Below are 25,127 nucleotides of genomic sequence, written 5' to 3'. Positions count from 1 at the left end.
GGCGTACCCCTTACTTGGCAGCAGCTTTTTTACGAGGCGCTGGGGCCTGAGGCTTCAGCTCTTCATGGCGGCCACCGATGACCTCGCCCTTGAAGATCCAAACCTTCACGCCGATCACACCGTAGGTGGTGTGCGCTTCGTAGGTGGCGTAATCGATATCTGCGCGCAGGGTGTGCAGCGGCACACGACCCTCGCGATACCACTCGGTACGGGCGATCTCGGCACCGCCGAGACGGCCGCTTACCTGGATCTTGATACCTTTGGCACCGATACGGATGGCATTCTGTACCGCGCGCTTCATCGCACGACGGAACATAACGCGACGCTCCAGCTGCTGAGCGACGCTCTGTGCGACCAGCATCGCATCGAGTTCCGGCTTGCGGATCTCTTCGATGTTGATGTGCACCGGCACGCCCATTTTCTTGGTCAGGTCCTGACGCAGCTTCTCAACATCCTCACCCTTCTTGCCGATCACGATGCCGGGACGAGCGGTATGGATGGTGATGCGCGCGGTTTGAGCTGGACGATGAATATCGATACGGCTCACGGACGCGTTTTTTAGTTTGTCGAGGAGGTACTCACGCACGTTCAGGTCTGCAAGCAGATAGTCTGCATACGTACGGCCGTCTGCGTACCAGACGGAGGTGTGCTCCTTGACGATTCCCAGGCGAATGCCAGTGGGATGTACTTTCTGACCCATCTGATCGACTCCGTTACTTGTCCGCAACCTTGACAGTGATATGGCAAGACCGCTTGACGATGCGATCAGCGCGGCCTTTGGCTCGCGGCATGATGCGCTTAAGCGAACGCCCTTCGTTGACGAAAACGGTGGAGACCTTCAGGTCATCAACGTCGGCGCCTTCGTTATGCTCAGCATTGGCCACAGCCGACTCGAGCACCTTTTTCATGATTTCCGCGGCTTTCTTGCTACTGAAAGCCAGGAGGTTGAGGGCCTCGCCCACCTTCTTCCCGCGGATCTGGTCGGCGACCAGGCGGGCTTTCTGGGCGGAGATGCGAGCGCCCGACAGCTTAGCGGCTACTTCCATCTTTCCTTACCCCTTATCGCTTGCCTTTCTTGTCTGCCACGTGACCGCGGTAGGTGCGGGTCGCGGCAAACTCGCCGAGCTTGTGACCGACCATGTCTTCGCTCACCAGAACGGGGACATGCTGACGGCCGTTGTGTACAGCAATGGTCAAACCGACCATTTGCGGCAGGATCATGGAGCGACGCGACCAGGTTTTCACCGGCTTGCGATCGTTCTTTTCCACCGCCGCCTCGACCTTCTTCAGTAGGTGAAGATCGATAAAAGGACCTTTTTTCAGAGAACGCGGCACAGTCGTATCCCTCTAGTTACTTGCGACGGCGGACAATCATGTTGTCGGTACGCTTGTTGGCACGGGTCTTCGCCCCCTTGGTCGGGAAGCCCCACGGCGAGACCGGATGACGGCCGCCGGAAGTACGACCCTCACCACCACCATGCGGGTGGTCGACCGGGTTCATGGCAACACCACGAACGGTCGGGCGGACACCGCGCCAGCGCTTCGCACCGGCCTTGCCCAGCGAACGCAGACTGTGCTCGGAGTTGGAGACTTCGCCCAGGGTCGCGCGGCACTCGGCCAGGACCTTGCGCATCTCGCCCGAACGCAGACGCAGGGTTACGTATGCACCTTCACGCGCTACCAGCTGAGCTGAAGCACCTGCGGAGCGAGCCAACTGAGCCCCTTTACCTGGCTTCAGCTCAATGCCATGGATGGTCGAACCAACCGGAATGTTGCGCAGCGGAAGGCTGTTACCGGCCTTGATCGGCGCATCCATGCCAGACACCAGCTGATCACCGGCACTGACACCCTTGGGCGCAATGATGTAGCGACGCTCACCATCGGCATACTTCAGCAGCGCGATATGGGCGGTACGATTGGGGTCGTACTCGACGCGCTCAACGATGGCAGGAATACCATCCTTGTTACGGCGAAAATCGACCAAGCGATAATGCTGCTTGTGACCACCACCCACGTGGCGAGTGGTAATGCGGCCGTTGTTGTTCCGGCCACCGGTCTTCGACTTCTTCTCGAGCAGCGGTGCGTAAGGAGCGCCCTTATGCAGCTCCTGATTGACCACCTTGACCACAAAACGGCGGCCTGCGGAAGTCGGTTTGCACTTAACGATTGCCATGATGCACCCCTTCCTTACTCAGCACTGCTGGTGAAATCGAGATCCTGGCCTGGCTGGAGGGCGATGTACGCCTTCTTCCAGTCATTACGCTTGCCCAGTCCGCGAGCGGTACGCTTGGTTTTGCCCTGAACATTCAGGGTATTGACCGTCGCGACCTTTACGTCGAACAGGCTTTCAACGGCCTTCTTGATTTCCAGCTTGGTTGCATCAGTCGCAACCTTGAATACGAACTGCTTTTTGCTATCAGCGAGCAGCGTGGCTTTCTCGGAGATGTGCGGACCAAGCAGCACTTTGAATACGCGTTCCTGGTTCATCCCAGCAGCTCCTCGAATTTCTTCACAGCCGACACGGTGATGAGCACCTTGTCATAGGCGATCAGACTGACCGGATCGGAGCCCTGGACATCACGCACATCTACGTTTGGCAGGTTACGTGCAGCCAGGTACAGATTTTGATCAACGGAATCCGAAACGATGAGCACATCGCTCAGCCCCAGACCGCCCAACTTGGAGGCAAGCGCCTTGGTTTTAGGCGCATCGACCGAGAAATCCTCGACCACAACAAGACGCTCTGAACGCACCAGCTCGCCCAGGATCGAGCGAATCGCAGCGCGATACATCTTCTTGTTCAGCTTCTGGTCGTGATTTTGCGGGCGCGCGGCGAAGGTTACGCCACCGCCACGCCAGATCGGACCACGCGTCGTACCGGCACGAGCACGACCAGTGCCCTTCTGGCGCCATGGGCGCTTGCCGCCACCTGACACGTCGGAGCGACTCTTCTGCTGCTTGCTGCCCTGACGACCGCCAGCCATGTAGGCGACGACAGCCTGGTGCACCAGGGTCTCGTTGAATTCACCACCAAAGGTGCGATCGGAGACTTCGATGGCCTGAGCGCCATTAACATTCAATTGCATGTGAAATCCCCCTTAACCGCGAGCCTTGACCGCCGGACGCACAACGACATCCGAACCGGTCGCACCCGGGACTGCGCCCTTAACCAGCAGCAGATTCCGCTCAGCGTCGACACGAACGACCTCAAGCGACTGCACGGTTACGCGCTCGGCACCCAGATGTCCGGACATTTTTTTGCCCTTGAACACTCGGCCAGGAGTCTGGCACTGACCGATGGAACCAGGTGCGCGGTGAGAGACAGAGTTACCGTGAGTATTATCCTGTCCGCGGAAGTTCCAGCGCTTGATGGTACCGGCGTAGCCCTTACCTTTGGACTGACCAGTGACATCCACCAACTGACCTGCCTCGAACAGCTCGGCACTGATGAGATCGCCGGGCTGGTATTCACCATCCTCCAGACGAAACTCCTGAACCGAACGACCTGCAGGCACGTTCGCCTTGGCGAAGTGACCCGCCTGAGCCTTCGTTACGCGGGAAGCACGGCGCTCGCCAACGGTCACCTGGACCGCGCGATAGCCATCGCTCTCTTCATTTTTGAATTGAGTGACGCGATTCGGCTCGATCTCAATGACCGTTACCGGAATGGAGACACCTTCTTCGGTGAAAATGCGGGTCATGCCGCACTTACGACCGACTAGACCAATAGTCATCTTGTGAAACCTCATGAGTGTACGGGGCTTTCACCCGCTATGGCCGCCCATTTCAGAGCGTTACACGGACTAAAACCGGACGGCTTTAGCCGAGGCTGATCTGCACTTCCACACCAGCTGCAAGATCAAGCTTCATCAGCGCATCAACGGTTTTATCCGTCGGCTGGACAATGTCCAGAACACGCTTGTGGGTACGAATTTCATACTGGTCGCGCGCGTCTTTATTGACGTGCGGAGAGACCAGCACCGTGTACCGCTCCTTGCGGGTTGGCAGAGGAATCGGACCACGCACCTGAGCACCAGTACGCTTCGCGGTTTCCACGATTTCCTGGGTTGATTGATCAATCAGGCGGTGGTCAAAAGCCTTCAACCGAATACGGATTTGTTGGTTCTGCATTTTGACCTCAGACTCAAAGTAGCACCCTACCAAGCCGGTTAGGCCCGATAAAAGGAGGCGCAATTGTACGGATGCGCCTAGCCCATGTCAAACCGGCTTGGCAATAGAAAAAGGGGCCTTTCGGCCCCTTTTCGTCATCGAAAAAGCGAGGCTTATTCGAAGATCTTGGCAACCACGCCAGCGCCAACGGTACGGCCACCTTCGCGAATGGCGAAGCGTAGACCGTCTTCCATGGCGATCGGAGCGATCAGGGTGACAACCATCTTGATGTTGTCGCCCGGCATGACCATCTCGACGCCTTCCGGCAGTTCGCAGTTACCGGTCACGTCAGTGGTACGGAAGTAGAACTGCGGGCGGTAACCCTTGAAGAACGGGGTGTGACGACCACCTTCTTCCTTGGACAGCACATACACTTCAGCTTCGAACTTGGTGTGCGGCTTGATGGTGCCCGGCTTGGCCAGAACCTGGCCACGCTCGACGTCTTCACGCTTGGTACCACGCAGCAGTGCGCCAATGTTCTCACCCGCACGACCTTCGTCGAGCAGCTTGCGGAACATTTCAACACCGGTGCAGGTGGTCTTGGTGGTCGCGCGAATGCCGACGATTTCGACTTCCTCGCCCACCTTGACGATACCGCGCTCGACACGGCCTGTTACCACGGTGCCACGACCGGAGATCGAGAATACGTCTTCGATCGGCATCAGGAACGGCTGATCGATGGCGCGAACCGGCTCAGGGATGTAGGAGTCCAGGGTCTCGACCAGCTTGCGAACGGCGGACACGCCGATCTCGTTGTCGTCCTTGCCTTCCAGCGCCATCAGCGCAGAGCCGATGACGATCGGAGTGTCGTCGCCCGGGAAGTCGTAGGTGGACAGCAGGTCACGCACTTCCATCTCGACCAGCTCGAGCAGCTCGGCGTCGTCGACCATGTCGGCCTTGTTCAGGAACACAACAATGTAAGGAACACCAACCTGACGGGAGAGCAGGATGTGCTCGCGAGTCTGCGGCATGGGGCCGTCAGCAGCGGAGCAAACCAGGATCGCGCCGTCCATCTGCGCAGCACCGGTGATCATGTTCTTGACGTAGTCAGCGTGACCAGGGCAGTCCACGTGAGCGTAGTGACGGATCGCCGAATCGTACTCAACGTGCGAGGTATTGATGGTGATACCGCGCGCCTTCTCTTCAGGAGCGTTGTCGATCTGCGAGAAGTCACGAGCAGAGCCACCCCAGGTATCAGCGCACACCTTGGTCAGAGCCGCCGTCAGCGTCGTCTTGCCATGGTCAACGTGACCGATGGTGCCAACGTTTACGTGCGGTTTGTTACGTTCGAATTTTTCCTTAGCCACGACAATAACCTCTTATGTAAGGGGCTGAATCAACCTTGTTTTTTGATGATAGCGTCAGCAATGTTGGCAGGCGCTTCCGAGTACTTCGAGAACTCCATGGAGTAACTGGCGCGCCCCTGAGACATGGAGCGAACATCGGTAGCGTAACCGAACATCTCACCCAGCGGGACTTCCGCCCGGATGACCTTGCCCGACACCGTATCTTCCATACCCTGGATCAGACCGCGGCGACGGTTGAGGTCGCCCATGACATCCCCCATGTAGTCTTCAGGCGTTACCACCTCGACCTTCATGATCGGCTCGAGCAGGACCGCCCCACCCTTCTGGGACAACTGCTTGGTGGCCATTGAGGCAGCGATCTTGAACGCCATCTCGTTGGAGTCAACGTCATGGTAAGAGCCGTCGAACACTGCCGCCTTAAGACCCAGCAACGGGTAGCCAGCCACGACACCGTTCTTCATCTGCTCTTCGATGCCCTTCTGGATAGCCGGAATGTATTCCTTCGGAATCACACCACCGACAACCTCATTGGTGAACATCAATCCTTCCTGGCCTTCGTCAGCCGGCTCGAAGCGGATCCAGCAATGACCGAACTGGCCGCGACCACCCGACTGGCGAACGAACTTGCCTTCGATCTCGCACTTGTTACGGATCGTCTCGCGGTACGCGACCTGCGGCTTGCCGATATTGGCCTCGACGTTGAACTCGCGCTTCATGCGATCGACAAGAATATCGAGGTGCAGCTCACCCATACCGGAAATGATGGTCTGACCGGTTTCTTCATCGGTCTTGACACGGAACGAGGGATCTTCCTGAGCCAGCTTGCCCAGTGCGATGCCCATCTTCTCCTGGTCCGCCTTGGTCTTCGGCTCTACAGCGACCGAAATAACCGGCTCCGGGAAATCCATCCGCTCAAGGATGATCGGTTTTTCGATCGAGCAGAGGGTATCGCCCGTGGTGACGTCCTTCATACCAATCAGAGCGGCGATATCGCCGGCACGGCATTCCTTGATCTCGTCACGCTGGTTGGCGTGCATTTGCACCATCCGGCCTACGCGCTCCTTCTTGCCCTTGACCGAGTTCATCACCGAGTCGCCAGAGGCAAGAACACCCGAATAGACCCGAGTGAAGGTCAGCGTACCTACGAACGGGTCAGTAGCGATCTTGAACGCCAACGCCGAGAACGGCTCATCGTCGCTCGCATGGCGCTCATCGACCTGCTCTTCGTTGTCCGGATTGACGCCCTGAATCGCAGGAATCTCGGTCGGAGCCGGGAGGAAGTCGATTACCGCATCGAGAACCAGGGGGACGCCCTTGTTCTTGAACGAGGATCCGCACACTGCCGGAACGATTTCACAGGCGATCGTGCGCTGACGCAGACCCGCCTTGATCTCTTCGATGGTCAGATCACCCTCTTCGAGATACTTGTTCATCAGCTCTTCATTGGCTTCGGCAGCGGCCTCGACCATGTTGGAGCGATATTCCTCGGCCTGAGCCAAAAGCTCGGCTGGAATTTCCTCTTCGCGATAGCTGGTACCCTTGTCTTCGTCGTTCCAGTAGATCGCCTTCATCTTGAGGAGATCGATCTGGCCTTCGAAGCTGTCCTCGGCGCCAATAGCCAACTGCACCGGCACCGGCGTGTGCCCAAGGCGCTGCTTGATTTGACCGACGACACGCAGGAAGTTGGCGCCCTGACGGTCCATCTTGTTCACGTAGACAATGCGCGGCACGCCGTACTTGTTGGCCTGACGCCACACGGTCTCGGACTGAGGCTCGACACCGGAGGTACCGCAGAACACCACCACGGCACCGTCGAGAACGCGCAAGGAGCGCTCCACCTCAATGGTGAAGTCCACATGCCCGGGCGTGTCGATGACGTTTACGCGGTACTTGTCATACTGTCCGCGCGAACCTTGCCAGAAGGTGGTAACCGCAGCCGAGGTAATGGTGATACCGCGCTCCTGCTCCTGAACCATCCAGTCAGTCGTTGCGGCGCCATCATGCACCTCACCCATCTTATGGCTGAGGCCGGTGTAGAACAGAATCCGCTCCGTCGTGGTGGTCTTGCCCGCATCTACGTGGGCACAGATACCGATGTTACGGTAACGGTTGATAGGGGTAGTACGGGCCACAATAAGGTCCTCGTATAAGTTGCGCTTGATTAGAAGCGATAGTGCGAGAAGGCCTTGTTGGCTTCAGCCATACGATGCACGTCTTCGCGCTTCTTGACAGCAGCGCCTTTACCTTCAAACGCATCCAGCAGCTCACCGGCAAGGCGCAGCGCCATGGATTTCTCGCCACGCTTACGCGCGGCATCTACCAGCCAGCGCATGGCCAGCGCATTACGGCGGGACGGACGAACTTCGACTGGAACCTGGTAAGTAGCGCCACCCACGCGGCGGGACTTCACTTCGACCAGCGGAGCGATGGCGTCGAGTGCTTTTTCGAAGATTTCCAGGGGGTCGCTGTTCTTGCGCTCCTTGACCTTGTCCAAAGCTCCATAAACGATACGTTCGGCAACGGCTTTCTTTCCGCTTTCCATTACGTGGTTCATGAACTTGGCCAGGATCAGGCTTCCGTATTTCGGATCGTCTAGGATCTCACGCTTGGCTGCTACACGACGTCTTGGCATTGATAAGCCCTCAAACGGTCTTCAGGTTAGTCCGGAACGGTAACGCTCACATTACGTCCGACCTTACTCTTATCGACTCAGATAAATGAAAATTGCTGCTTACTTCGGACGCTTGGCGCCGTACTTGGAGCGACCCTGCTTACGATCCTTGACGCCGGAAGTATCCAGCGAACCACGGACGGTATGGTAGCGCACACCCGGAAGGTCCTTTACACGACCGCCGCGAATCAGCACCACGCTGTGCTCCTGCAAGTTGTGACCCTCACCACCGATGTACGAAGCGACTTCGTAACCGTTGGTAAGACGAACACGGCACACCTTACGCAGTGCGGAGTTCGGCTTCTTCGGCGTGGTGGTATACACGCGGGTGCAAACCCCACGGCGCTGCGGGCAGTTCTGCAGCGCAGGCACGTCGCTTTTTTCAGCGACGCGCTTGCGCGGCTGGCGTACCAGCTGGTTAATCGTTGCCATCTACTAGCTCCACTGTTGTCTTTCGACACAAACGAAAAATGGCAGGGCGCAAAAGCCCCGCCAAATTAAGGGTACGAGAGTCTAAAGAGCTTCCCGTACACCGTCAAGGCAGGCCCGAGATAACGGGCCCGCCATCATCAGCTGCCGCTCGAGTTAAGCGCCTCTGTCAGTGCGGCTTCGACCTCGTCCGCACTTACCCGAACCGGCTTGTCGGCATCACGCTTGCGCTTGCGCTCGCTGTGATAGGCCAGACCGGTGCCTGCCGGGATCAAGCGACCTACGACCACGTTTTCCTTCAGGCCGCGCAGGTAATCGCGCTTCCCGGTGACAGCGGCCTCCGTGAGTACACGGGTGGTTTCCTGGAACGACGCAGCAGAGATAAACGACTCGGTCGAAAGCGATGCCTTGGTGATACCAAGCAACACCCGCTCGAACTTGGCCGGGAAGCGGTCTTGCGCCACAAGCGCCTCGTTCTCCTCCAGAACCTGGGTGAGTTCGAGCTGATCGCCCTTGATCAGTGACGAATCGCCAACCTCGCTGATCTCGATCTTGCGCAGCATCTGACGCAGGATCGTCTCGATGTGCTTGTCGTTGATCTTCACACCCTGCAGCCGGTACACGTCCTGAATCTCGTTGACGATGTACTTGGCCAGTGCACTGACACCCAGCAAGCGCAGAATGTCGTGCGGGTTGCTCGGACCATCGGAAATGACTTCACCCTTGTTCACCTGTTCGCCTTCGAAGACGTTCAGGTGGCGCCACTTGGGAATCAGCTCCTCGTAAGGATCGCTGCCATCGGTCGGCGTGATGACCAGGCGACGCTTGCCCTTGGTTTCCTTGCCGAACGAAATGGTGCCGCTGATTTCCGCGAGGATGGACGGCTCCTTCGGACGACGCGCTTCGAAGAGGTCGGCGACGCGAGGAAGACCACCGGTGATATCGCGGGTCTTGGACGTTTCCTGAGGAATCCGCGCCAGCACATCGCCCACACCGACCTGAACACCATCGGCGACGCCGACCAGCGCATTCGCAGGGAGGAAGTACTGAGCGGGCACGTCGGTGCCGGGCAGCAGGAGCTCCTTGCCGGACGCATCGACCAGCTTGACGGCGGGACGAATGTCCTTGCCGGCGGCCGGGCGGTCCTTCGGATCCATCACCTCGATGATCGTCAGGCCCGTCAATTCGTCGGTCTGACGCTTGATGGTGATGCCTTCCTCCATTCCCACGAAGGCGACAGTACCCTTCATTTCCGTCACGATCGGGTGGGTATGCGGATCCCACTTGGCCACGACAGCGCCGGCGTCGACCTTATCGCCTTCCTTGATCGAGATGACGGCGCCGTAAGGCAGCTTGTAGCGCTCGCGCTCACGCCCGAAATCATCCGCAACAGCCAGCTCACCCGAGCGGGATACCGCAACCAGCGCACCGTCTGCACGCTCGACATGCTTCAGGTTGTGCAGACGAATGGTGCCGCCGTTCTTGACGAGGATGTTATCAGCCGCCGATGTACGGCTAGCCGCGCCACCGATGTGGAACGTACGCATGGTCAGCTGCGTACCTGGCTCGCCAATCGACTGGGCTGCGATCACGCCTACCGCCTCGCCGATATTCACCAGGTGGCCACGGGCCAGATCGCGGCCGTAGCACTTAGCGCAAATGCCGTAGCGGGTTTCGCACGCGATCGGCGAACGAACCACTACTTCGTCGATGCTGTTCAGCTCGATGAAGTCGACCCATGTCTCATCGATGAGCGTACCGGCCGGAACGATGACCTCGTCCGTACCTGGCTTGAATACATCACGCGCAATGACGCGACCAAGCACGCGCTCACCCAGGGGCTCGACCACGTCGCCACCCTCGATGTGCGGCGTCATGTACAGGCCCTGCTCGGTACCGCAATCGACCTCGGTCACCACCAAATCCTGCGCCACATCGACCAGTCGACGGGTCAGATAACCGGAGTTCGCAGTCTTCAATGCAGTATCGGCCAGACCTTTCCGCGCACCGTGCGTAGAGATGAAGTACTGGAGTACGTTCAACCCTTCACGGAAGTTCGCAGTGATCGGCGTCTCGATGATGGAGCCGTCCGGCTTGGCCATCAAGCCACGCATACCGGCCAGCTGGCGGATCTGAGCGGCGGAACCCCGCGCGCCCGAGTCAGCCATCATGTACATCGAGTTGAACGACTCTTGGTCGACTTCCTTGCCTTCGCGATCGATGACCTTCTCTTTCGAGAGGTTGGCCATCATCGCCTTGGACACTTCGTCGTTGGCCTTCGACCAGAGGTCGATCACCTTGTTGTACTTCTCGCCCTGGGTTACCAGGCCGGAGGCGTACTGCGATTCGATTTCCTTCACTTCCTCGGTGGCGGCATCGATGATGCGGGCCTTCTCGTCCGGAATGACGAAATCGTTCACGCCAATCGACACACCGGAAATGGTCGAGTAGGCAAAACCGGTGTACATCAGCTGGTCGGCAAAGATGACGGTGTCCTTCAGACCGACCGTGCGGTAGCACTGGTTGATCAGCTTGGAGATCGCCTTCTTCTTCATTGGCTGGTTGACCACATCGAACGGCAAGCCGTCCGGCACGACTTGGAACAACAGCGCGCGGCCAACGGTGGTATCGACGATACGGGTGTTGCGCGTGATGCTGCCATCACGGTCCTTGACCACTTCGTTGATCCGCACCTTGACCCGGGCATGGAGCGCCGCTTCGCCCGCACGGAAGACGCGATCGACTTCCTGCAGGTCGGCGAACACACGGCCCTCGCCTTTGGCATTCACGGCCTCGCGGGTCATGTAGTACAGGCCGAGCACGACGTCCTGCGACGGCACGATGATCGGATCACCGTTGGCCGGAGACAGGATGTTGTTGGTCGACATCATCAGGGCACGCGCTTCCAGCTGCGCCTCGAGGGTCAGCGGCACGTGCACGGCCATCTGGTCACCGTCGAAGTCGGCGTTGTACGCGGCGCAGACCAACGGATGGAGCTGGATCGCCTTGCCTTCGATGAGCACCGGCTCGAACGCCTGGATGCCCAGACGGTGCAGGGTCGGGGCGCGGTTCAGCAGCACGGGATGCTCGCGGATGACTTCGGCGAGAACGTCCCAGACCTCGGGCAGTTCGCGCTCGACCATCTTCTTGGCCGCCTTGATGGTGGTGGCCATGCCGCGAGCTTCGAGCTTGCCGAAGATGAAGGGCTTGAACAGCTCGAGCGCCATCTTCTTGGGCAGACCACACTGATGCAGCCGCAGGGTCGGGCCGACGGTGATCACCGAACGGCCGGAGTAGTCCACGCGCTTACCGAGCAGGTTCTGACGGAAGCGGCCCTGCTTGCCCTTGATCATGTCGGCCAAGGACTTCAACGGACGCTTGTTGGAACCGGTGATGGCGCGACCGCGACGGCCATTGTCCAGCAGAGCATCGACCGCTTCCTGCAGCATGCGCTTTTCGTTGCGCACGATGATGTCCGGCGCAGCGAGGTCGAGCAGACGCTTGAGGCGGTTGTTACGGTTGATGACCCGGCGATACAGATCGTTCAGGTCGGACGTCGCGAAGCGACCGCCATCCAGCGGGACCAACGGACGCAGGTCCGGCGGCAACACGGGCAGCACGGTCAGGACCATCCACTCAGGCAGGTTGCCCGAGCCATGGAAGGCCTCCATGAGCTTCAGTCGCTTGGACAGCTTCTTGATCTTGGTTTCCGAGTTGGTCTGCGGAATCTCTTCACGCAGGCGGCCGATCTCGTGCTCCAGGTCGATCTGTCCGAGCAGCTCACGCACGGCCTCGGCGCCCATACGCGCATCGAAATCGTCGCCGAACTCCTCCAGCGCCTCGAAGTACTGCTCGTCGTTCAGCAGCTGGCCCTTCTCCAGGGTCGTCATGCCCGGATCGATGACTACGTAGCTTTCGAAATACAGCACGCGCTCGATGTCACGCAGGGTCATGTCCAGCAGCAGGCCGATACGGCTCGGCAGCGACTTCAGGAACCAGATATGCGCAACAGGCGAGGCGAGCTCGATGTGCGCCATACGCTCACGACGAACCTTCGCCAGCGCCACTTCAACGCCGCACTTCTCGCAAATCACGCCGCGATGCTTGAGGCGCTTGTACTTTCCGCACAGGCACTCGTAATCCTTGACCGGGCCAAAGATCTTGGCGCAGAACAGGCCGTCACGCTCGGGCTTGAAGGTACGGTAGTTGATGGTCTCCGGCTTCTTCACTTCACCGAACGACCAGGAACGGATCATCTCCGGCGAGGCCAGACCGATACGAATGGCATCGAACTCTTCGATTTGACCCTGGTTTTTCAACAGATTAAGCAAGTCTTTCAAGGCCTTTCCTCCTCACGACCCGAGGCGGCGGCTGTCATGCCGACCGCCTCCTTGGGGGTGCGTGGTTATTCGGTTTCCAGTTCGATGTCGATACCGAGCGAGCGGATCTCTTTGATCAGCACGTTGAAGGACTCGGGCATGCCCGCTTCCATCCGGTGATCGCCGTCCACGATGTTCTTGTACATCTTGGTCCGCCCGTTCACGTCGTCCGACTTGACCGTGAGCATTTCCTGCAGGGTATAGGCGGCGCCATAGGCTTCCAGCGCCCAGACCTCCATCTCCCCGAAACGCTGGCCACCGAACTGGGCCTTGCCGCCCAGCGGCTGCTGGGTAACCAGGCTATAGGAACCGGTGGAGCGCGCATGCATCTTGTCGTCGACCAGGTGATTCAGCTTGAGCATGTACATGTAGCCAACCGTCGTCGGCCGCTCGAACGGATTGCCAGTGCGACCATCGAACAAGTGCATCTGTCCGCTTTCGGGCAAATCGGCCAGCTTCAACATGGCCTTGATCTCACGCTCCTTGGCGCCATCGAAGACCGGCGTCGCCATCGGAACGCCGCCACGCAGGTTGTTAGCCAGCGCGATGATCTCGGAATCGGAGAGGCTTTCGAGGTTCTCCTGACGACCGCCGATCTCGTTGTAGATCTCCGTCAGGAACTGCCGCAGCTCCTGAATCTTGCGCTGCTCATCGAGCATGCGGTTGATCTTCTCGCCCAACCCCTTGGCAGCAAGGCCAAGGTGGGTTTCGAGAATCTGGCCCACGTTCATGCGCGACGGAACGCCCAGGGGGTTCAGCACGATATCCACCGGCGTGCCATTGGCATCGTGCGGCATGTCCTCGACGGGCATGATCACCGAGACGACACCCTTGTTACCGTGACGTCCGGCCATCTTGTCGCCCGGCTGGATACGACGCTTGATTGCCAGGTAGACCTTGACGATCTTCAGCACGCCCGGAGCCAGGTCATCACCCTGCTGCAGCTTGCGCTTCTTGTCCTCAAACTTGTCATCGAGCAACTGACGGCGGTCGGACAGGTAGGCCTGGGCCCGCTCCAGCTGCTCATTCAGCGCATCGTCTGCCATGCGCAGCTTGAACCACTGACCACGCTCAAGGCTGTCGAGCAGTTCGTCGGTAATCGGCGTGCCCTTCTTCAGGCTTGCACCGCCCTCGGCAGTGGCACCGACCAGTGCCGAACGCAAACGTTCGAAGGTTGCGCCCTCGACAATGCGGAACTCCTCGTTGAGGTCCTTGCGGATCTCGTCGAGCTGCATCTTCTCGATCGCCAGCGCACGCGAGTCGCGCTCGACGCCGTCGCGGGTGAAGACCTGAACGTCGATGACCGTGCCCTTGGTGCCGGTCGGCACGCGCAGGGAGGTGTCCTTCACGTCGGAAGCCTTCTCGCCGAAGATCGCGCGCAGCAGCTTCTCTTCCGGCGTCAGCTGAGTCTCGCCTTTGGGCGTGACCTTGCCGACCAGGATGTCACCGGCCTGCACTTCGGCACCGACATATACGATGCCCGCCTCGTCCAGCTTGTTCAGCGCGGCCTCACCCACGTTCGGAATGTCCGCCGTGATTTCCTCCGGGCCGAGCTTGGTGTCGCGCGACACGCAGGTCAGTTCCTGGATATGGATGGTGGTGAAGCGATCTTCCTGGACCACGCGCTCGGAGAGCAGGATCGAGTCTTCGAAGTTGTAACCGTTCCAGGGCATGAAGGCGACGCGCATGTTCTGGCCCAGCGCCAACTCGCCCATGTCGGTCGAGGGGCCGTCAGCCATGATGTCGCCCCGCGCAACCTGCTCACCCTTGCTGACCAGCGGACGCTGATTGATGCAGGTGTTCTGGTTGGAGCGGGTGTACTTGGTCAGGTTGTAGATGTCGACGCCCGCTTCGCCCGGCTCGACCTCGTCGTCATTCACCCGTACCACGATGCGGCTGGCATCGACCGAATCGATCACGCCGCCGCGGCGAGCAACCACGCAAACACCGGAGTCACGCGCTACGTTGCGCTCCATCCCGGTGCCGACCAGCGGCTTGTCCGAACGCAGGGTCGGCACCGCCTGGCGCTGCATGTTCGAACCCATGAGCGCGCGGTTGGCGTCATCGTGCTCGAGGAACGGAATCAGCGATGCCGCGACGGACACAACCTGCTTGGGCGACACGTCCATCAGCGTGACGTCTTCCGGCGCCTTGACGGTGAACTCGTTCTGGTGACGCACGGCGACCAGTTCGTCGACCAGCTTGCGACCTTCGAGCTTGGCGCTCGCCTGCGCGATCACATGATCGGCTTCCTCGATCGCCGACAGGAACACGATCTCGTCGGTGACCTCGCCATCCTTGACCACGCGGTACGGGCTCTCGAGGAAGCCGTACTGGTTGGTGCGGGCGTAGGCAGCCAGCGAGTTGATCAAACCGATGTTCGGACCTTCAGGCGTTTCGATCGGGCAGACGCGACCGTAGTGGGTCGGGTGCACGTCGCGCACCTCGAAGCCCGCCCGCTCACGGGTCAGACCGCCCGGGCCGAGGGCCGAGACACGGCGCTTGTGAGTGATTTCGGACAGCGGATTGTTCTGGTCCATGAACTGCGACAGCTGGCTGGAGCCGAAGAACTCCTTGACCGCCGCGGCCACCGGCTTGGCGTTGATCAGGTCTTGCGGCATCAAGCCTTCGCTCTCTGCCATCGACAGGCGTTCCTTGACCGCACGCTCGACACGTACGAGCCCCACACGGAACTGGTTCTCGGCCATCTCGCCGACACAGCGGACGCGACGGTTGCCCAGGTGGTCGATATCGTCCACCACGCCTTTGCCGTTACGAATGTCGACCAGTGTCTTGAGCACCTCGACGATGTCTTCGCGGCTCAGCACACCCGACCCTTCGATCTCGGTACGCCCGATACGACGGTTGAACTTCATGCGGCCGACAGCGGAGAGGTCGTAGCGCTCTGCACTGAAGAACAGGTTATTGAACAGCGTTTCGGCGGCATCCTTGGTCGGCGGCTCGCCGGGCCGCATCATCCGGTAAATCTCGACCAGCGCCTCGAGCTGATTGGCAGTCGAGTCGATCTTCAAGGTGTCGGAGATGAACGGACCGCAGTCGATGTCGTTGGTGTAGAGCGTCTCGAAACGGACGACCTCGGCCTTCACGATCTTGGCCAGGACATCTGTCGTCAGCTCGGTATTGCACTCGGCGATGATCTCGCCTGTGGACGGATGCACGATGGCTTTCGCCGTGGTGCGTCCAAGCACGTAGTCGATCGGCATTTCCAGCTCTTTGATGCCGGATTTGTCGAGCTGATTGATGTGACGCGCAGTGATACGGCGCCCTTGCTCGACGATGACCTTGCCGCTCTGATCCTTGATGTCGAAGGTGGCGATTTCGCCGCGCAGACGCTGCGGAACCAACTCGAGCGCCAAGGTCTCGCCACGTACGTGGAAGATGTTGGTGTCGTAGAACGCATCGAGGACTTCCTCGGTGCTATAGCCGAGCGCACGCAGCAGCACCGACGCAGGCAACTTGCGGCGACGGTCGATACGCACGAACACCGCATCCTTTGGATCGAATTCGAAATCCAGCCAGGAGCCACGGTAGGGAATGATGCGCGCGGAGTACAGCAGCTTGCCCGAGCTGTGTGTCTTGCCGCGATCGTGATCGAAGAACACGCCCGGCGAACGGTGCAGCTGGGACACGATGACACGCTCGGTACCGTTGATGATGAAGGTACCGTTCTCGGTCATCAGGGGAATTTCCCCCATGTAGACTTCCTGCTCCTTGATGTCCTTGATGGCCTTGTTCGACGACTCCTTGTCGAAAATGATCAGGCGCACCTTAACGCGCAACGGGACAGCAAAAGTTACGCCGCGAAGCACACATTCTTTGACATCAAAGGCTGGCTCGCCCAGGCGGTAGCCAACATATTCAAGCGCGGCATTTCCTGAATAGCTGATGATCGGGAAAACAGACTTGAAGGCCGCATGCAGACCGATATCGCGAAGCTGCTCTTTAGCAGCGCCCGCCTGCAGAAATTCGCGGTACGAATCCAGCTGGATAGCCAGCAGATAGGGCACATCCATCACGTGCGGTAACTTGCTAAAGTCCTTGCGGATACGTTTTTTCTCAGTGTATGAGTAAGCCATCAGCGTTCCCCAGCTTGGTCACCTGCTTGTTTGGTCACTCCCCACTAGGAGCAACCAGAAAATCTGCGAATCCAAATTCGCGCCATCTTTCGATGGTGTTCCTCTCGGCCCGCTCAAGAGCACGACCGCTTACAACGGAAAAAGGCCGGTGGCATTTGCCACCAGCCATCAGCCTTTTGCGAAACGCTCGGGCTGTAAACGCAACGTCGGCGATTACTTGAGCTCGACCTTGGCGCCCGCTTCTTCCAGCGACTTCTTGGCCGCTTCGGCCTCTTCCTTCGATACGCCTTCCTTGACAACGCCAGGAGCGCCATCGACCACAGCCTTGGCTTCTTTCAAACCCAGACCGGTCAGCTCACGAACAGCCTTGATGACGTTCACCTTCTTCTCGCCGGCTTCAGCCAGAACGACGGTGAATTCGGTCTGCTCTTCAGCTGCAGGAGCAGCGGCAGCCGGACCAGCAGCAACGGCCGCAGCAGCGGTAACGCCGAACTTCTCTTCCATCGCCTTGATCAGTTCGACGACTTGCATGACGGACATTTCGGATACAGCGTTGATGATATCTTCGTTGGTCAGAGCCATGACTCTATTCCTATATTTTGGGGATGGCCTAGGCCATCAAAATCGATTGAATATGAACTCGCCTCAGCTCAAGCTGCGGCCGCTTCTTTCTGATCGCGAATAGCTGCCAATGTACGAGCCAGCTTGCTGGTCGCGCCCTGAATAACGCTCATCAGCTGCGCTACGGCCTCGTCGTAGGTCGGCAGAGTTGCCAGCACATCGATCTGGTTGGCTGCGAGGAACTGCCCCTCGAATGCAGCGGCCTTGATCTCGAACTTGTCCTGCCCCTTTGCGAAGTCCTTAAAGATCCTGGCTGCAGCACCAGGATGCTCTTTGGAGAACGCAATGAGGGTTGGGCCTTTGAACGCATCGTTCAGCACATCGAATTGAGTGCCTTCGACCGCTCTTCGCAGCAAGGTGTTACGCACTACACGCACATAAACACCAGCTTCGCGGGCCTCTTTACGGAGTCCGGTCATAGCCGCTACGCTCACGCCGCGGGCATCAGCCACAACAGCGGAAAGGGCGGTTTGGGCAGCCTCGTTGACTTCAGCGACGATGGCTTTCTTGTCTTCGAGTTTGATTGCCACGGGTTTTACTCCTGGAATTACCGATTCATCCAGTAAACACTGGACGCATTTGGTGTCTGATTCGGTATGAATCGAATCGGGAGCACCTCTGCGTAGGCTTTAAGGTTTAAGGCAAAGCCGCCTACGGTCTTGGATAGCCCCCGCCAGGCAGGGACCCCAATTAGGAACGAGCCCGCAAAAGCAGGCTCATTGACGTGCTTACGCCTCCAGGGACGCCTGATCAATGACCAAGCCGGGCCCCATGGTGGTGCTCAGAGTCACGCGTTTGACATAGATACCTTTGGAGGTAGAAGGCTTCAAACGTTTGAGGTCAGCCAGGAGCGCCTCGACGTTCTGCTTGAGCTGTGAAGCCTCGAAGCCGACCTTGCCTACGCTGGTATGAATGATGCCGTTCTTGTCAGTGCGGAAGCGCACCTGACCCGCTTTAGCATTTTTTACGGCAGTAGCGACGTCAGGCGTAACGGTACCGACTTTCGGGTTGGGCATCAGGCCACGCGGACCAAGGATCTGACCCAACTGACCAACAACGCGCATCGCATCTGGCGAGGCAATTACAACGTCGTAGCTCAAATCGCCGCCCTTCATCTCAGCCGCAAGGTCGTCCATACCGACACGGTCTGCTCCGGCAGCCATAGCAGCCTCCGCGGCCGGCCCCTGCGTGAACACCGCGACACGAACGCTCTTGCCAGTACCGTTCGGCAGAACGGTAGCACCACGAACGACCTGATCGGACTTGCGCGGATCAACACCCAGGTTGATAGCAATGTCGTAGGACTCAGTGAACTTGACTGCGGAAAGCTCGGCCAGCAGTTTCGCCGCATCCTCGAACGGGTACTGTTTCCCAGCTTCCACGCGCTCTGCAATGGCCTTCTGGCGCTTAGTCAACTTAGCCATTACATGCCCTCCACGTTCAGACCCATGCTGCGAGCCGAGCCAGCAATGGTTCGCACTGCCGCCTCGAGATCAGCAGCTGTCAGATCTGCGTTCTTGGTTTTTGCGATTTCTTCAAGCTGAGCACGCGTTACCGTCCCAACCTTCTGGCTGTTCGGCCGAGCTGAGCCGCTCGAGATACCAGCCGCCTTCTTTAGCAGAACCGACGCCGGTGTACTCTTTGTTTCGAATGTAAAGCTGCGATCACTATAAACCGTGATAATGACCGGCGTTGGCAGTCCAGGCTCCATGCCCTGAGTACGAGCATTGAAGGCCTTGCAGAACTCCATGATATTGACACCGTGCTGACCCAATGCCGGACCAACTGGCGGCGATGGATTGGCTTGCGCCGCCTTAACCTGCAGCTTGATATATGCTTGAATCTTCTTAGCCATGCTTAGCTACTCCACGTGGGTTTTAACGCCTTTCGGCTCCCCGGGCCTTAAAGCCCAAAGAAAGCGCTCCATGCAAACCAAGCACGGAGCGAAACTTGAAGTCAGACCTTCTCGACCTGGCTGAACTCGAGCTCGACTGGAGTCGAGCGGCCAAATATCAACACAGCCACCTGAATCCTGCTCTTCTCGTAATTAACTTCTTCGACAACCCCATTGAAGTCAGCAAAGGGACCATCATTGACCCGAACGACTTCGCCCGGCTCAAAGAGCGTCTTGGGCTTGGGCTTATCTCCGCTATCAGCCACCCGCCTCAGGATCGCCTCGGCCTCACGATCCGTGATCGGCGCCGGCTTGTCAGCAGTTCCGCCAATGAAGCCCATCACGCGCGGGGTATCCTTGACCAGGTGCCAAGTACCCTCATTCATGTCCATCTGGACAAGAACATAGCCAGGAAAGAATTTCCGCTCGCTCTTTCGTTTCTGGCCGTTTCGCATCTCCACGACTTCTTCGGTCGGGACCAAAATCTCACCGAACTCGTCTTCCATCCCAGCGAGCTTCACGCGCTCGATCAAGGAGCGCATTACATGCTTTTCATAACCTGAATAAGCATGCACGACGTACCAACGCTTAGCCACGAGAGATCCTTAACCTACGACCAGAGAGACCAGCCAGCCCAGAAGCGAATCGAGCCCCCATAGCAGCAGGGCCATAAGCAGAACGACAGCAACCACGATCAGCGTGGTTTGAGTCGTTTCCTGCCGAGTCGGCCACACCACCTTGCGAATCTCTACTCGAGACTCCTTCAGGAGCGATAGAAAAGCGCGTCCGCGAGCCGTCTGAAAAGCAACCAGAGCCGCAACCACACCAATAACCAGCAACCCCAGAACGCGATAAAGAATTGGCTCAGCGGAATAATATTGATTGCCAACGACGGCGAGCGCGACCAAAAGCGCAACAATCACCCACCGAACGGAATCAAAGCGAGAGCCAGCGGTATCAGCCTGAACATTCATTGAGAACAACCTTGTTGAGACCGCCATTTTCACCCTCGGGAAAATGGCAGGCCAGGAGGGAATCGAACCCCCAACCTGCGGTTTTGGAGACCGCCGCTCTGCCAATTGAGCTACTGGCCTGTAACGAATCAGGCCGAGCATTATGCCGGCCTGACGGGGACAGCTCAAGATTTATTCGAAAATTTTCGCAACCACGCCAGCACCAACGGTACGGCCACCTTCGCGAATGGCGAAGCGCAGACCGTCTTCCATGGCGATCGGAGCGATCAGGGTGACAACCATCTTGATGTTGTCGCCCGGCATGACCATCTCGACGCCTTCCGGCAGTTCGCAGTTACCGGTCACGTCAGTGGTACGGAAGTAGAACTGCGGGCGGTAACCCTTGAAGAACGGGGTGTGACGACCACCTTCTTCCTTGGACAGCACATACACTTCAGCTTCGAACTTGGTGTGCGGCTTGATGGTGCCCGGCTTGGCCAGAACCTGGCCACGCTCGACGTCTTCACGCTTGGTACCACGCAGCAGTGCGCCAATGTTCTCACCCGCACGACCTTCGTCGAGCAGCTTGCGGAACATTTCAACACCGGTGCAGGTGGTCTTGGTGGTCGCGCGAATGCCGACGATTTCGACTTCCTCGCCCACCTTGACGATACCGCGCTCGACACGGCCTGTTACCACGGTGCCACGACCGGAGATCGAGAATACGTCTTCGATCGGCATCAGGAACGGCTGATCGATGGCGCGAACCGGCTCAGGGATGTAGGAGTCCAGGGTCTCGACCAGCTTGCGAACGGCGGATACGCCGATCTCGTTGTCGTCCTTGCCTTCCAGCGCCATCAGCGCAGAGCCGATGACGATCGGAGTGTCGTCGCCCGGGAAGTCGTAGGTGGACAGCAGGTCACGCACTTCCATCTCGACCAGCTCAAGCAGCTCGGCGTCGTCGACCATGTCGGCCTTGTTCAGGAACACGACAATGTAAGGAACGCCGACCTGACGGGAGAGCAGGATGTGCTCGCGGGTCTGCGGCATGGGGCCGTCAGCAGCGGAGCAAACCAGGATCGCGCCGTCCATCTGCGCAGCACCGGTGATCATGTTCTTGACGTAGTCAGCGTGACCAGGGCAGTCGACGTGAGCGTAGTGACGGATCGCCGAATCGTACTCAACGTGCGAGGTATTGATGGTGATACCGCGCGCCTTCTCTTCAGGAGCGTTGTCGATCTGCGAGAAATCGCGAGCAGAGCCACCCCAGGTATCAGCGCACACCTTGGTCAGAGCCGCCGTCAGCGTCGTCTTGCCATGGTCAACGTGACCGATGGTGCCAACGTTTACGTGCGGCTTGTTACGTTCGAATTTTTCCTTAGCCATCGAGACCGTCCCCGTAATGTATGAGCTAATCAGCCACCATTAAAAGAAAGGCAGATATTTTCATATCTGCCTTAATTTGGAGCTCATGAGCGGATTTGAACCGCTGACCTCACCCTTACCAAGGGTGTGCTCTACCAACTGAGCTACATGAGCGAATCTCTATTGCGGCAACTGGAGCGGGTAGCGGGAATCGAACCCGCATCATCAGCTTGGAAGGCTGAGGTTCTACCACTGAACTATACCCGCGACATACGCCGCGCAAAAACTGGTGGAGGGGGAAGGATTCGAACCTTCGAAGTCTATGACGTCAGATTTACAGTCTGATCCCTTTGGCCGCTCGGGAACCCCTCCAAAGGAGGCGGCATTTTCATTTCATGCCACCATTCTGTCAAGCAATTTATCAGGAAAAACCTAAACTTAGCTTCAACAGGCCGTCCGGACACCGGAAAGCGGGGCCATTCTATGAGAACTACCTACTAGTATCAATCCCCTCGCACAGCGCCTGCGCCGACTCCTGCGCTCCAACCAGCCGCGAGAGATCGCCGAGGATTTCAGAGTCCACCCTCTTGCGCTCACCAGAGGATATCTGAACGCGATAGATCTGCCTGGATCGCTCCAATCGCTTGATAAGAGGCGAATAGCCGAGCCGAGCGACGCGATCCAAGATGCCCTGTGCCGAGGTGCGCTCCGAAAAGATTCCGAGCGACACCCCGTTCTCCAAATCACCTACCGTAATGACATAGCTGTCTATGCCGCGCGCCTGGAGCTCACGCACCTGGCGAAAGGCCCCATCTCTAGATGCTGAGGGCTCAAGGTAAACCCAATGATCAACCCCTATTGGGTCCGAAAACTCTTTAATCCTTGCATTAACACCAAGACTAAGCAGGCGCTGCTGCAGGGTCTGCGCATCGCTTTTCCTCTCGAAAGGACCAAAATTCAAACAGAGCGAATCAGCTTCCACTGAGCGCCGCTCCGAAACCAAACTCTCGGCTGATTCCTTCACGAGCTTTATATTTGCCGCTTCTTTTTGTTTAGAAACCAACGGCTCAATTTCGGTAACACTGATTGGAATTTGCTGTCGATGCCAAACTGCATAAAGAATATTAAGAGAAACTAAAAACACGAAAACCCAAGGCATATCGAACCCCTACGGAAGCGCTAGAGCCAACCCTTCAAGCACTAGATCCTCAGCAATGATTACGTCAGGATGACCATTCATAATCGTCGCGTCGCCTCCGGTGACAAATACCTGGTAGCTTGCAGCTAGTTCGGAATCAGCCTGGGACAGCCGCTCATTCAAAAAAGCCCGCAGCATCAGATAACAACCACTCTCGACTGCCGGACTGGTACTGCGCGCCGGCGCGAAATTAGACTGCAGCACCTCCCTCTCGCGCTGAGGCAGGGAGACAGATGCGGCATATTGAACTATCAACTGACGCAGCATTGGCAGCCCCGGAGCAATGTAGCCCCCAAGATGTTGACCAGAGGCGTCAACATAGTCAACTGTCACCGCCGTTCCGATATCTATCACCAAACAAGCAGCGCGACACCGATTAAAGGCTGCAACCAAAGCAAGCCAGCGATCCAATCCCAAGCGGCTATAGTCATCGTAACCATTAACAACGCCTCTCAAAGTAGCAGCAGGAGTAACGACCTCCGGACTGATAGCCAAAGCCCGAATCCCATCCACTATTAATCTCGTCTGCTCTAACCCTCTAACACTTACAAGACGACAACGAGATACAGCTTCACTTAAATCCGCTATTTGGGCAATCAAGCTTTCTAGGTCAACTGCACGCCCACGATGAACAACCAACGATGCGCCATCGATCATTCGCCACTTAATAGCGCTATTCCCGCAATCCAGTTCCAAAATCATTTAGCCAATCTCAAGCTTAACTCCCCACCGCTATAACGCCGCTCACCGCCATCCACAAGCAGCCGCAAGGCTCCAGCGTCATCAACTCCCAGAATCCGGCCAATCACATGCCGCCCAGAGGAGGATATGGTCGCGTCCTTTCCCTGCCAGAGGTTTTTGCTTTCCCACTCATGGCGCAACGCACCGAAGCCATAATGACAATGCACTGCAAGATAGCTGTTTAAGCTGCTCGCAAGACTTATAGCAACTTGATTCCTATCAACTAGGCGACCCAGTTCCAAGCGAACCGACGTCCAAGGCTGCGCTAGCTCATCGGAGCCTCGCATCATGTTGACATTGACTCCAATACCTATAATTACGGTGCACTTATCTGCGAGATCACCGAAGGCTTCAGTCAATATCCCAGCAATTTTCTTTTCTCCCACCAAGACATCATTCGGCCATTTAAGACCAACGTTGGAAATACCTAGCTCTCTAAGCGCCTCCAATACCGCAAGACCTACGGACAAAGTCAGTCCAGGCAACTGCCTTGCCCCCTCATCAAGCGACCACACCAATGAGAAATAGAGATTTTCTCCGTACGGACTCACCCATGACCGCCCTCTTCGACCCCTGCCGGAGATTTGCTGCTCACTAGTTACAATGAAAGGGGGCTGGCACCCGGCCTGGATCAAGTCTCTTGCCTTATCGTTAGTCGACGCTAAGGACTCAAAGAGGTAGCTTCCCCAGCCGACCCCAGCAAAGTGCTCAGACAGCAAGGGGAGCGCTAACAAACTTATCGGATCTGACAACCGGTAGCCGCGGCCCCTTATACGCTCGAGCTGAAGCCCCGTCTCGGCTTCCAGTTTGATCAGCTGCTTCCAGATGGAAGCACGAGTGACCCCGAGGGACTCCCCCAGATTTTTTCCGGAACGAAACTTACCATCCTGCAGAAGCGAAAGGAGCGGATTCACGAAGCGACTCCATGCGCATGAATGTTAAGGAAATAGGGAAATTGGCTTTGTGCTTCCTGTCCGCTAGCTCGCAGTGAGGACCTCTTTCGCATGATCAGATCGCATTCTGGGCAGGCGATGAGGTTGCTTGTTGGCTCAAAGGCATCCGAGGGCAGCTGAGTTAGCTTCATAGTCCGTTCCTAAGTACCGGAGGGACAGGTTACCTGTTCCCTCGGCGTCTTGGACATGCTCGCTGGCAGTGCAGTTGAAGCCAGCGCCACAGGCGCCCAGGTTACCATCGCGCAAAGACAAACGCCCCGACCGATAGGCCGAGGCGTTTGGGATAGGAGCTTGACGATGACCTACTCTCACATGGGGAGACCCCACACTACCATCGGCGATGCGTCGT

The 25,127-nt window shown here is 57.9% G+C and carries 24 protein-coding genes and 4 tRNA genes; all 28 read right to left on the bottom strand.

The window, feature by feature from the left end:
- Positions 1–10: 10 nt before the first annotated feature.
- Positions 11–700, bottom strand: coding sequence for a 30S ribosomal protein S3 (gene rpsC / locus D7325_RS16325; protein ID WP_028238759.1), 690 nt, complete (start codon positions 698–700; stop codon positions 11–13).
- A gap of 13 nt (positions 701–713) precedes the next feature.
- Positions 714–1,046 (bottom strand): 50S ribosomal protein L22, encoded by a 333-nt coding sequence (rplV, locus tag D7325_RS16320; protein WP_003103908.1) that lies wholly within the window; start codon positions 1,044–1,046, stop codon positions 714–716.
- A 13-nt stretch (positions 1,047–1,059) separates the two neighbouring features.
- On the bottom strand, positions 1,060–1,335 hold the full coding sequence (gene rpsS / locus D7325_RS16315) for a 30S ribosomal protein S19 (RefSeq protein ID WP_003293029.1): 276 nt from the start codon (positions 1,333–1,335) through the stop codon (positions 1,060–1,062).
- Between the two features lie 16 nt (positions 1,336–1,351).
- Positions 1,352–2,173 carry a 50S ribosomal protein L2 gene (gene rplB / locus D7325_RS16310; RefSeq protein WP_120997517.1) on the bottom strand — a complete coding sequence of 274 codons (822 nt, stop codon included), beginning with the start codon at positions 2,171–2,173 and terminating at the stop codon, positions 1,352–1,354.
- A 14-nt stretch (positions 2,174–2,187) separates the two neighbouring features.
- Complete coding sequence (rplW, locus tag D7325_RS16305; RefSeq protein ID WP_120997516.1) at positions 2,188–2,487, bottom strand: 50S ribosomal protein L23; 300 nt, start codon at positions 2,485–2,487, stop codon at positions 2,188–2,190.
- The gene (gene rplD, locus D7325_RS16300; protein ID WP_120997515.1) at positions 2,484–3,086 is read right to left on the bottom strand and encodes a 50S ribosomal protein L4; all 603 of its coding nucleotides are present in this window, start codon (positions 3,084–3,086) and stop codon (positions 2,484–2,486) included. Before rplD ends, rplW begins: the two co-directional genes overlap by 4 nt.
- A 12-nt stretch (positions 3,087–3,098) precedes the next feature.
- Positions 3,099–3,734: a 50S ribosomal protein L3 gene (gene rplC, locus D7325_RS16295; protein ID WP_120997514.1), complete on the bottom strand. Its 636-nt coding sequence runs from the start codon at positions 3,732–3,734 to the stop codon at positions 3,099–3,101.
- 85 nt (positions 3,735–3,819) lie between these two features.
- Positions 3,820–4,131, bottom strand: a complete 312-nt coding sequence (gene rpsJ, locus D7325_RS16290) for a 30S ribosomal protein S10 (RefSeq protein WP_003463313.1) — start codon at positions 4,129–4,131, stop codon at positions 3,820–3,822.
- A gap of 152 nt (positions 4,132–4,283) precedes the next feature.
- On the bottom strand, positions 4,284–5,477 hold the full coding sequence (gene tuf / locus D7325_RS16285; RefSeq protein WP_120997501.1) for an elongation factor Tu: 1,194 nt from the start codon (positions 5,475–5,477) through the stop codon (positions 4,284–4,286).
- Between the two features lie 29 nt (positions 5,478–5,506).
- Entirely contained in the window at positions 5,507–7,609 is a 2,103-nt protein-coding gene (gene fusA, locus D7325_RS16280) for an elongation factor G (protein WP_120997513.1), read from the bottom strand.
- Positions 7,610–7,638: 29 nt separating this feature from the next.
- The gene (rpsG, locus tag D7325_RS16275; RefSeq protein WP_003297695.1) at positions 7,639–8,109 is read right to left on the bottom strand and encodes a 30S ribosomal protein S7; all 471 of its coding nucleotides are present in this window, start codon (positions 8,107–8,109) and stop codon (positions 7,639–7,641) included.
- Positions 8,110–8,208: 99 nt separating this feature from the next.
- Positions 8,209–8,580, bottom strand: a complete 372-nt coding sequence (gene rpsL / locus D7325_RS16270; RefSeq protein ID WP_028239208.1) for a 30S ribosomal protein S12 — start codon at positions 8,578–8,580, stop codon at positions 8,209–8,211.
- Between the two features lie 137 nt (positions 8,581–8,717).
- Positions 8,718–12,917, bottom strand: a complete 4,200-nt coding sequence (rpoC, locus tag D7325_RS16265) for a DNA-directed RNA polymerase subunit beta' (protein ID WP_120997512.1) — start codon at positions 12,915–12,917, stop codon at positions 8,718–8,720.
- 65 nt (positions 12,918–12,982) lie between these two features.
- The gene (gene rpoB / locus D7325_RS16260; protein WP_120997511.1) at positions 12,983–17,053 is read right to left on the bottom strand and encodes a DNA-directed RNA polymerase subunit beta; all 4,071 of its coding nucleotides are present in this window, start codon (positions 17,051–17,053) and stop codon (positions 12,983–12,985) included.
- A gap of 213 nt (positions 17,054–17,266) precedes the next feature.
- Positions 17,267–17,635, bottom strand: coding sequence for a 50S ribosomal protein L7/L12 (rplL, locus tag D7325_RS16255; protein ID WP_120997510.1), 369 nt, complete (start codon positions 17,633–17,635; stop codon positions 17,267–17,269).
- Positions 17,636–17,703: 68 nt separating this feature from the next.
- Positions 17,704–18,204, bottom strand: coding sequence for a 50S ribosomal protein L10 (gene rplJ / locus D7325_RS16250; protein WP_120997509.1), 501 nt, complete (start codon positions 18,202–18,204; stop codon positions 17,704–17,706).
- 198 nt (positions 18,205–18,402) lie between these two features.
- On the bottom strand, positions 18,403–19,098 hold the full coding sequence (rplA, locus tag D7325_RS16245) for a 50S ribosomal protein L1 (RefSeq protein WP_120997508.1): 696 nt from the start codon (positions 19,096–19,098) through the stop codon (positions 18,403–18,405).
- Positions 19,098–19,529, bottom strand: coding sequence for a 50S ribosomal protein L11 (gene rplK, locus D7325_RS16240; RefSeq protein ID WP_120997507.1), 432 nt, complete (start codon positions 19,527–19,529; stop codon positions 19,098–19,100). Before rplK ends, rplA begins: the two co-directional genes overlap by 1 nt.
- Positions 19,530–19,630: 101 nt before the next feature.
- Entirely contained in the window at positions 19,631–20,164 is a 534-nt protein-coding gene (gene nusG, locus D7325_RS16235; RefSeq protein ID WP_120997505.1) for a transcription termination/antitermination protein NusG, read from the bottom strand.
- Positions 20,165–20,173: 9 nt separating this feature from the next.
- Complete coding sequence (gene secE, locus D7325_RS16230) at positions 20,174–20,542, bottom strand: preprotein translocase subunit SecE (protein ID WP_162988064.1); 369 nt, start codon at positions 20,540–20,542, stop codon at positions 20,174–20,176.
- Positions 20,543–20,586: 44 nt separating this feature from the next.
- Positions 20,587–20,662 (bottom strand) — tRNA-Trp (locus tag D7325_RS16225).
- A 51-nt stretch (positions 20,663–20,713) separates the two neighbouring features.
- Positions 20,714–21,907, bottom strand: coding sequence for an elongation factor Tu (gene tuf, locus D7325_RS16220; protein ID WP_120997501.1), 1,194 nt, complete (start codon positions 21,905–21,907; stop codon positions 20,714–20,716).
- A 77-nt stretch (positions 21,908–21,984) separates the two neighbouring features.
- Positions 21,985–22,060 (bottom strand) — tRNA-Thr (locus D7325_RS16215).
- Between the two features lie 19 nt (positions 22,061–22,079).
- A tRNA-Gly gene (locus D7325_RS16210) sits at positions 22,080–22,153 on the bottom strand.
- A 20-nt stretch (positions 22,154–22,173) separates the two neighbouring features.
- Positions 22,174–22,258: transfer RNA gene (locus D7325_RS16205), tRNA-Tyr, on the bottom strand.
- A 118-nt stretch (positions 22,259–22,376) separates the two neighbouring features.
- Positions 22,377–23,045, bottom strand: coding sequence for an SPOR domain-containing protein (locus tag D7325_RS16200; RefSeq protein WP_120997499.1), 669 nt, complete (start codon positions 23,043–23,045; stop codon positions 22,377–22,379).
- A 9-nt stretch (positions 23,046–23,054) separates the two neighbouring features.
- Positions 23,055–23,786, bottom strand: a complete 732-nt coding sequence (locus tag D7325_RS16195) for a type III pantothenate kinase (protein ID WP_120997497.1) — start codon at positions 23,784–23,786, stop codon at positions 23,055–23,057.
- Positions 23,783–24,739, bottom strand: coding sequence for a bifunctional biotin--[acetyl-CoA-carboxylase] ligase/biotin operon repressor BirA (birA, locus tag D7325_RS16190; protein WP_120997495.1), 957 nt, complete (start codon positions 24,737–24,739; stop codon positions 23,783–23,785). The genes D7325_RS16195 and birA overlap by 4 nt, the downstream gene beginning before the upstream one ends.
- Between the last annotated feature and the right edge of the window lie 388 nt (positions 24,740–25,127).

This window comes from Stutzerimonas urumqiensis (assembly GCF_003640395.1).
GTDB classification, from domain to species: Bacteria; Pseudomonadota; Gammaproteobacteria; order Pseudomonadales; family Pseudomonadaceae; genus Stutzerimonas; species Stutzerimonas urumqiensis.
The sequence above is the reverse complement of the archived record's forward strand: the minus strand, read 5'-3'. Positions and strand labels throughout refer to the sequence as shown.

What these genes read in the sequence shown, in the direction of transcription:
- rpsC (WP_028238759.1), bottom strand. Translation starts at nt 700, where the DNA reads ATGGGTCAGAAAGTACATCCCACTGGCATTCGCCTGGGAATCGTCAAG.
- rplV (WP_003103908.1), bottom strand. Translation starts at nt 1,046, where the DNA reads ATGGAAGTAGCCGCTAAGCTGTCGGGCGCTCGCATCTCCGCCCAGAAA.
- rplB (WP_120997517.1), bottom strand. Translation starts at nt 2,173, where the DNA reads ATGGCAATCGTTAAGTGCAAACCGACTTCCGCAGGCCGCCGTTTTGTG.
- rplW (WP_120997516.1), bottom strand. Translation starts at nt 2,487, where the DNA reads ATGAACCAGGAACGCGTATTCAAAGTGCTGCTTGGTCCGCACATCTCC.
- rplD (WP_120997515.1), bottom strand. Translation starts at nt 3,086, where the DNA reads ATGCAATTGAATGTTAATGGCGCTCAGGCCATCGAAGTCTCCGATCGC.
- rplC (WP_120997514.1), bottom strand. Translation starts at nt 3,734, where the DNA reads ATGACTATTGGTCTAGTCGGTCGTAAGTGCGGCATGACCCGCATTTTC.
- rpsJ (WP_003463313.1), bottom strand. Translation starts at nt 4,131, where the DNA reads ATGCAGAACCAACAAATCCGTATTCGGTTGAAGGCTTTTGACCACCGC.
- rpsG (WP_003297695.1), bottom strand. Translation starts at nt 8,109, where the DNA reads ATGCCAAGACGTCGTGTAGCAGCCAAGCGTGAGATCCTAGACGATCCG.
- rpsL (WP_028239208.1), bottom strand. Translation starts at nt 8,580, where the DNA reads ATGGCAACGATTAACCAGCTGGTACGCCAGCCGCGCAAGCGCGTCGCT.
- rpoB (WP_120997511.1), bottom strand. Translation starts at nt 17,053, where the DNA reads ATGGCTTACTCATACACTGAGAAAAAACGTATCCGCAAGGACTTTAGC.
- rplL (WP_120997510.1), bottom strand. Translation starts at nt 17,635, where the DNA reads ATGGCTCTGACCAACGAAGATATCATCAACGCTGTATCCGAAATGTCC.
- rplA (WP_120997508.1), bottom strand. Translation starts at nt 19,098, where the DNA reads ATGGCTAAGTTGACTAAGCGCCAGAAGGCCATTGCAGAGCGCGTGGAA.
- rplK (WP_120997507.1), bottom strand. Translation starts at nt 19,529, where the DNA reads ATGGCTAAGAAGATTCAAGCATATATCAAGCTGCAGGTTAAGGCGGCG.
- secE (WP_162988064.1), bottom strand. Translation starts at nt 20,542, where the DNA reads ATGAATGTTCAGGCTGATACCGCTGGCTCTCGCTTTGATTCCGTTCGG.
- tuf (WP_120997501.1), bottom strand. Translation starts at nt 21,907, where the DNA reads ATGGCTAAGGAAAAATTCGAACGTAACAAGCCGCACGTAAACGTTGGC.
- D7325_RS16200 (WP_120997499.1), bottom strand. Translation starts at nt 23,045, where the DNA reads ATGCCTTGGGTTTTCGTGTTTTTAGTTTCTCTTAATATTCTTTATGCA.
- D7325_RS16195 (WP_120997497.1), bottom strand. Translation starts at nt 23,786, where the DNA reads ATGATTTTGGAACTGGATTGCGGGAATAGCGCTATTAAGTGGCGAATG.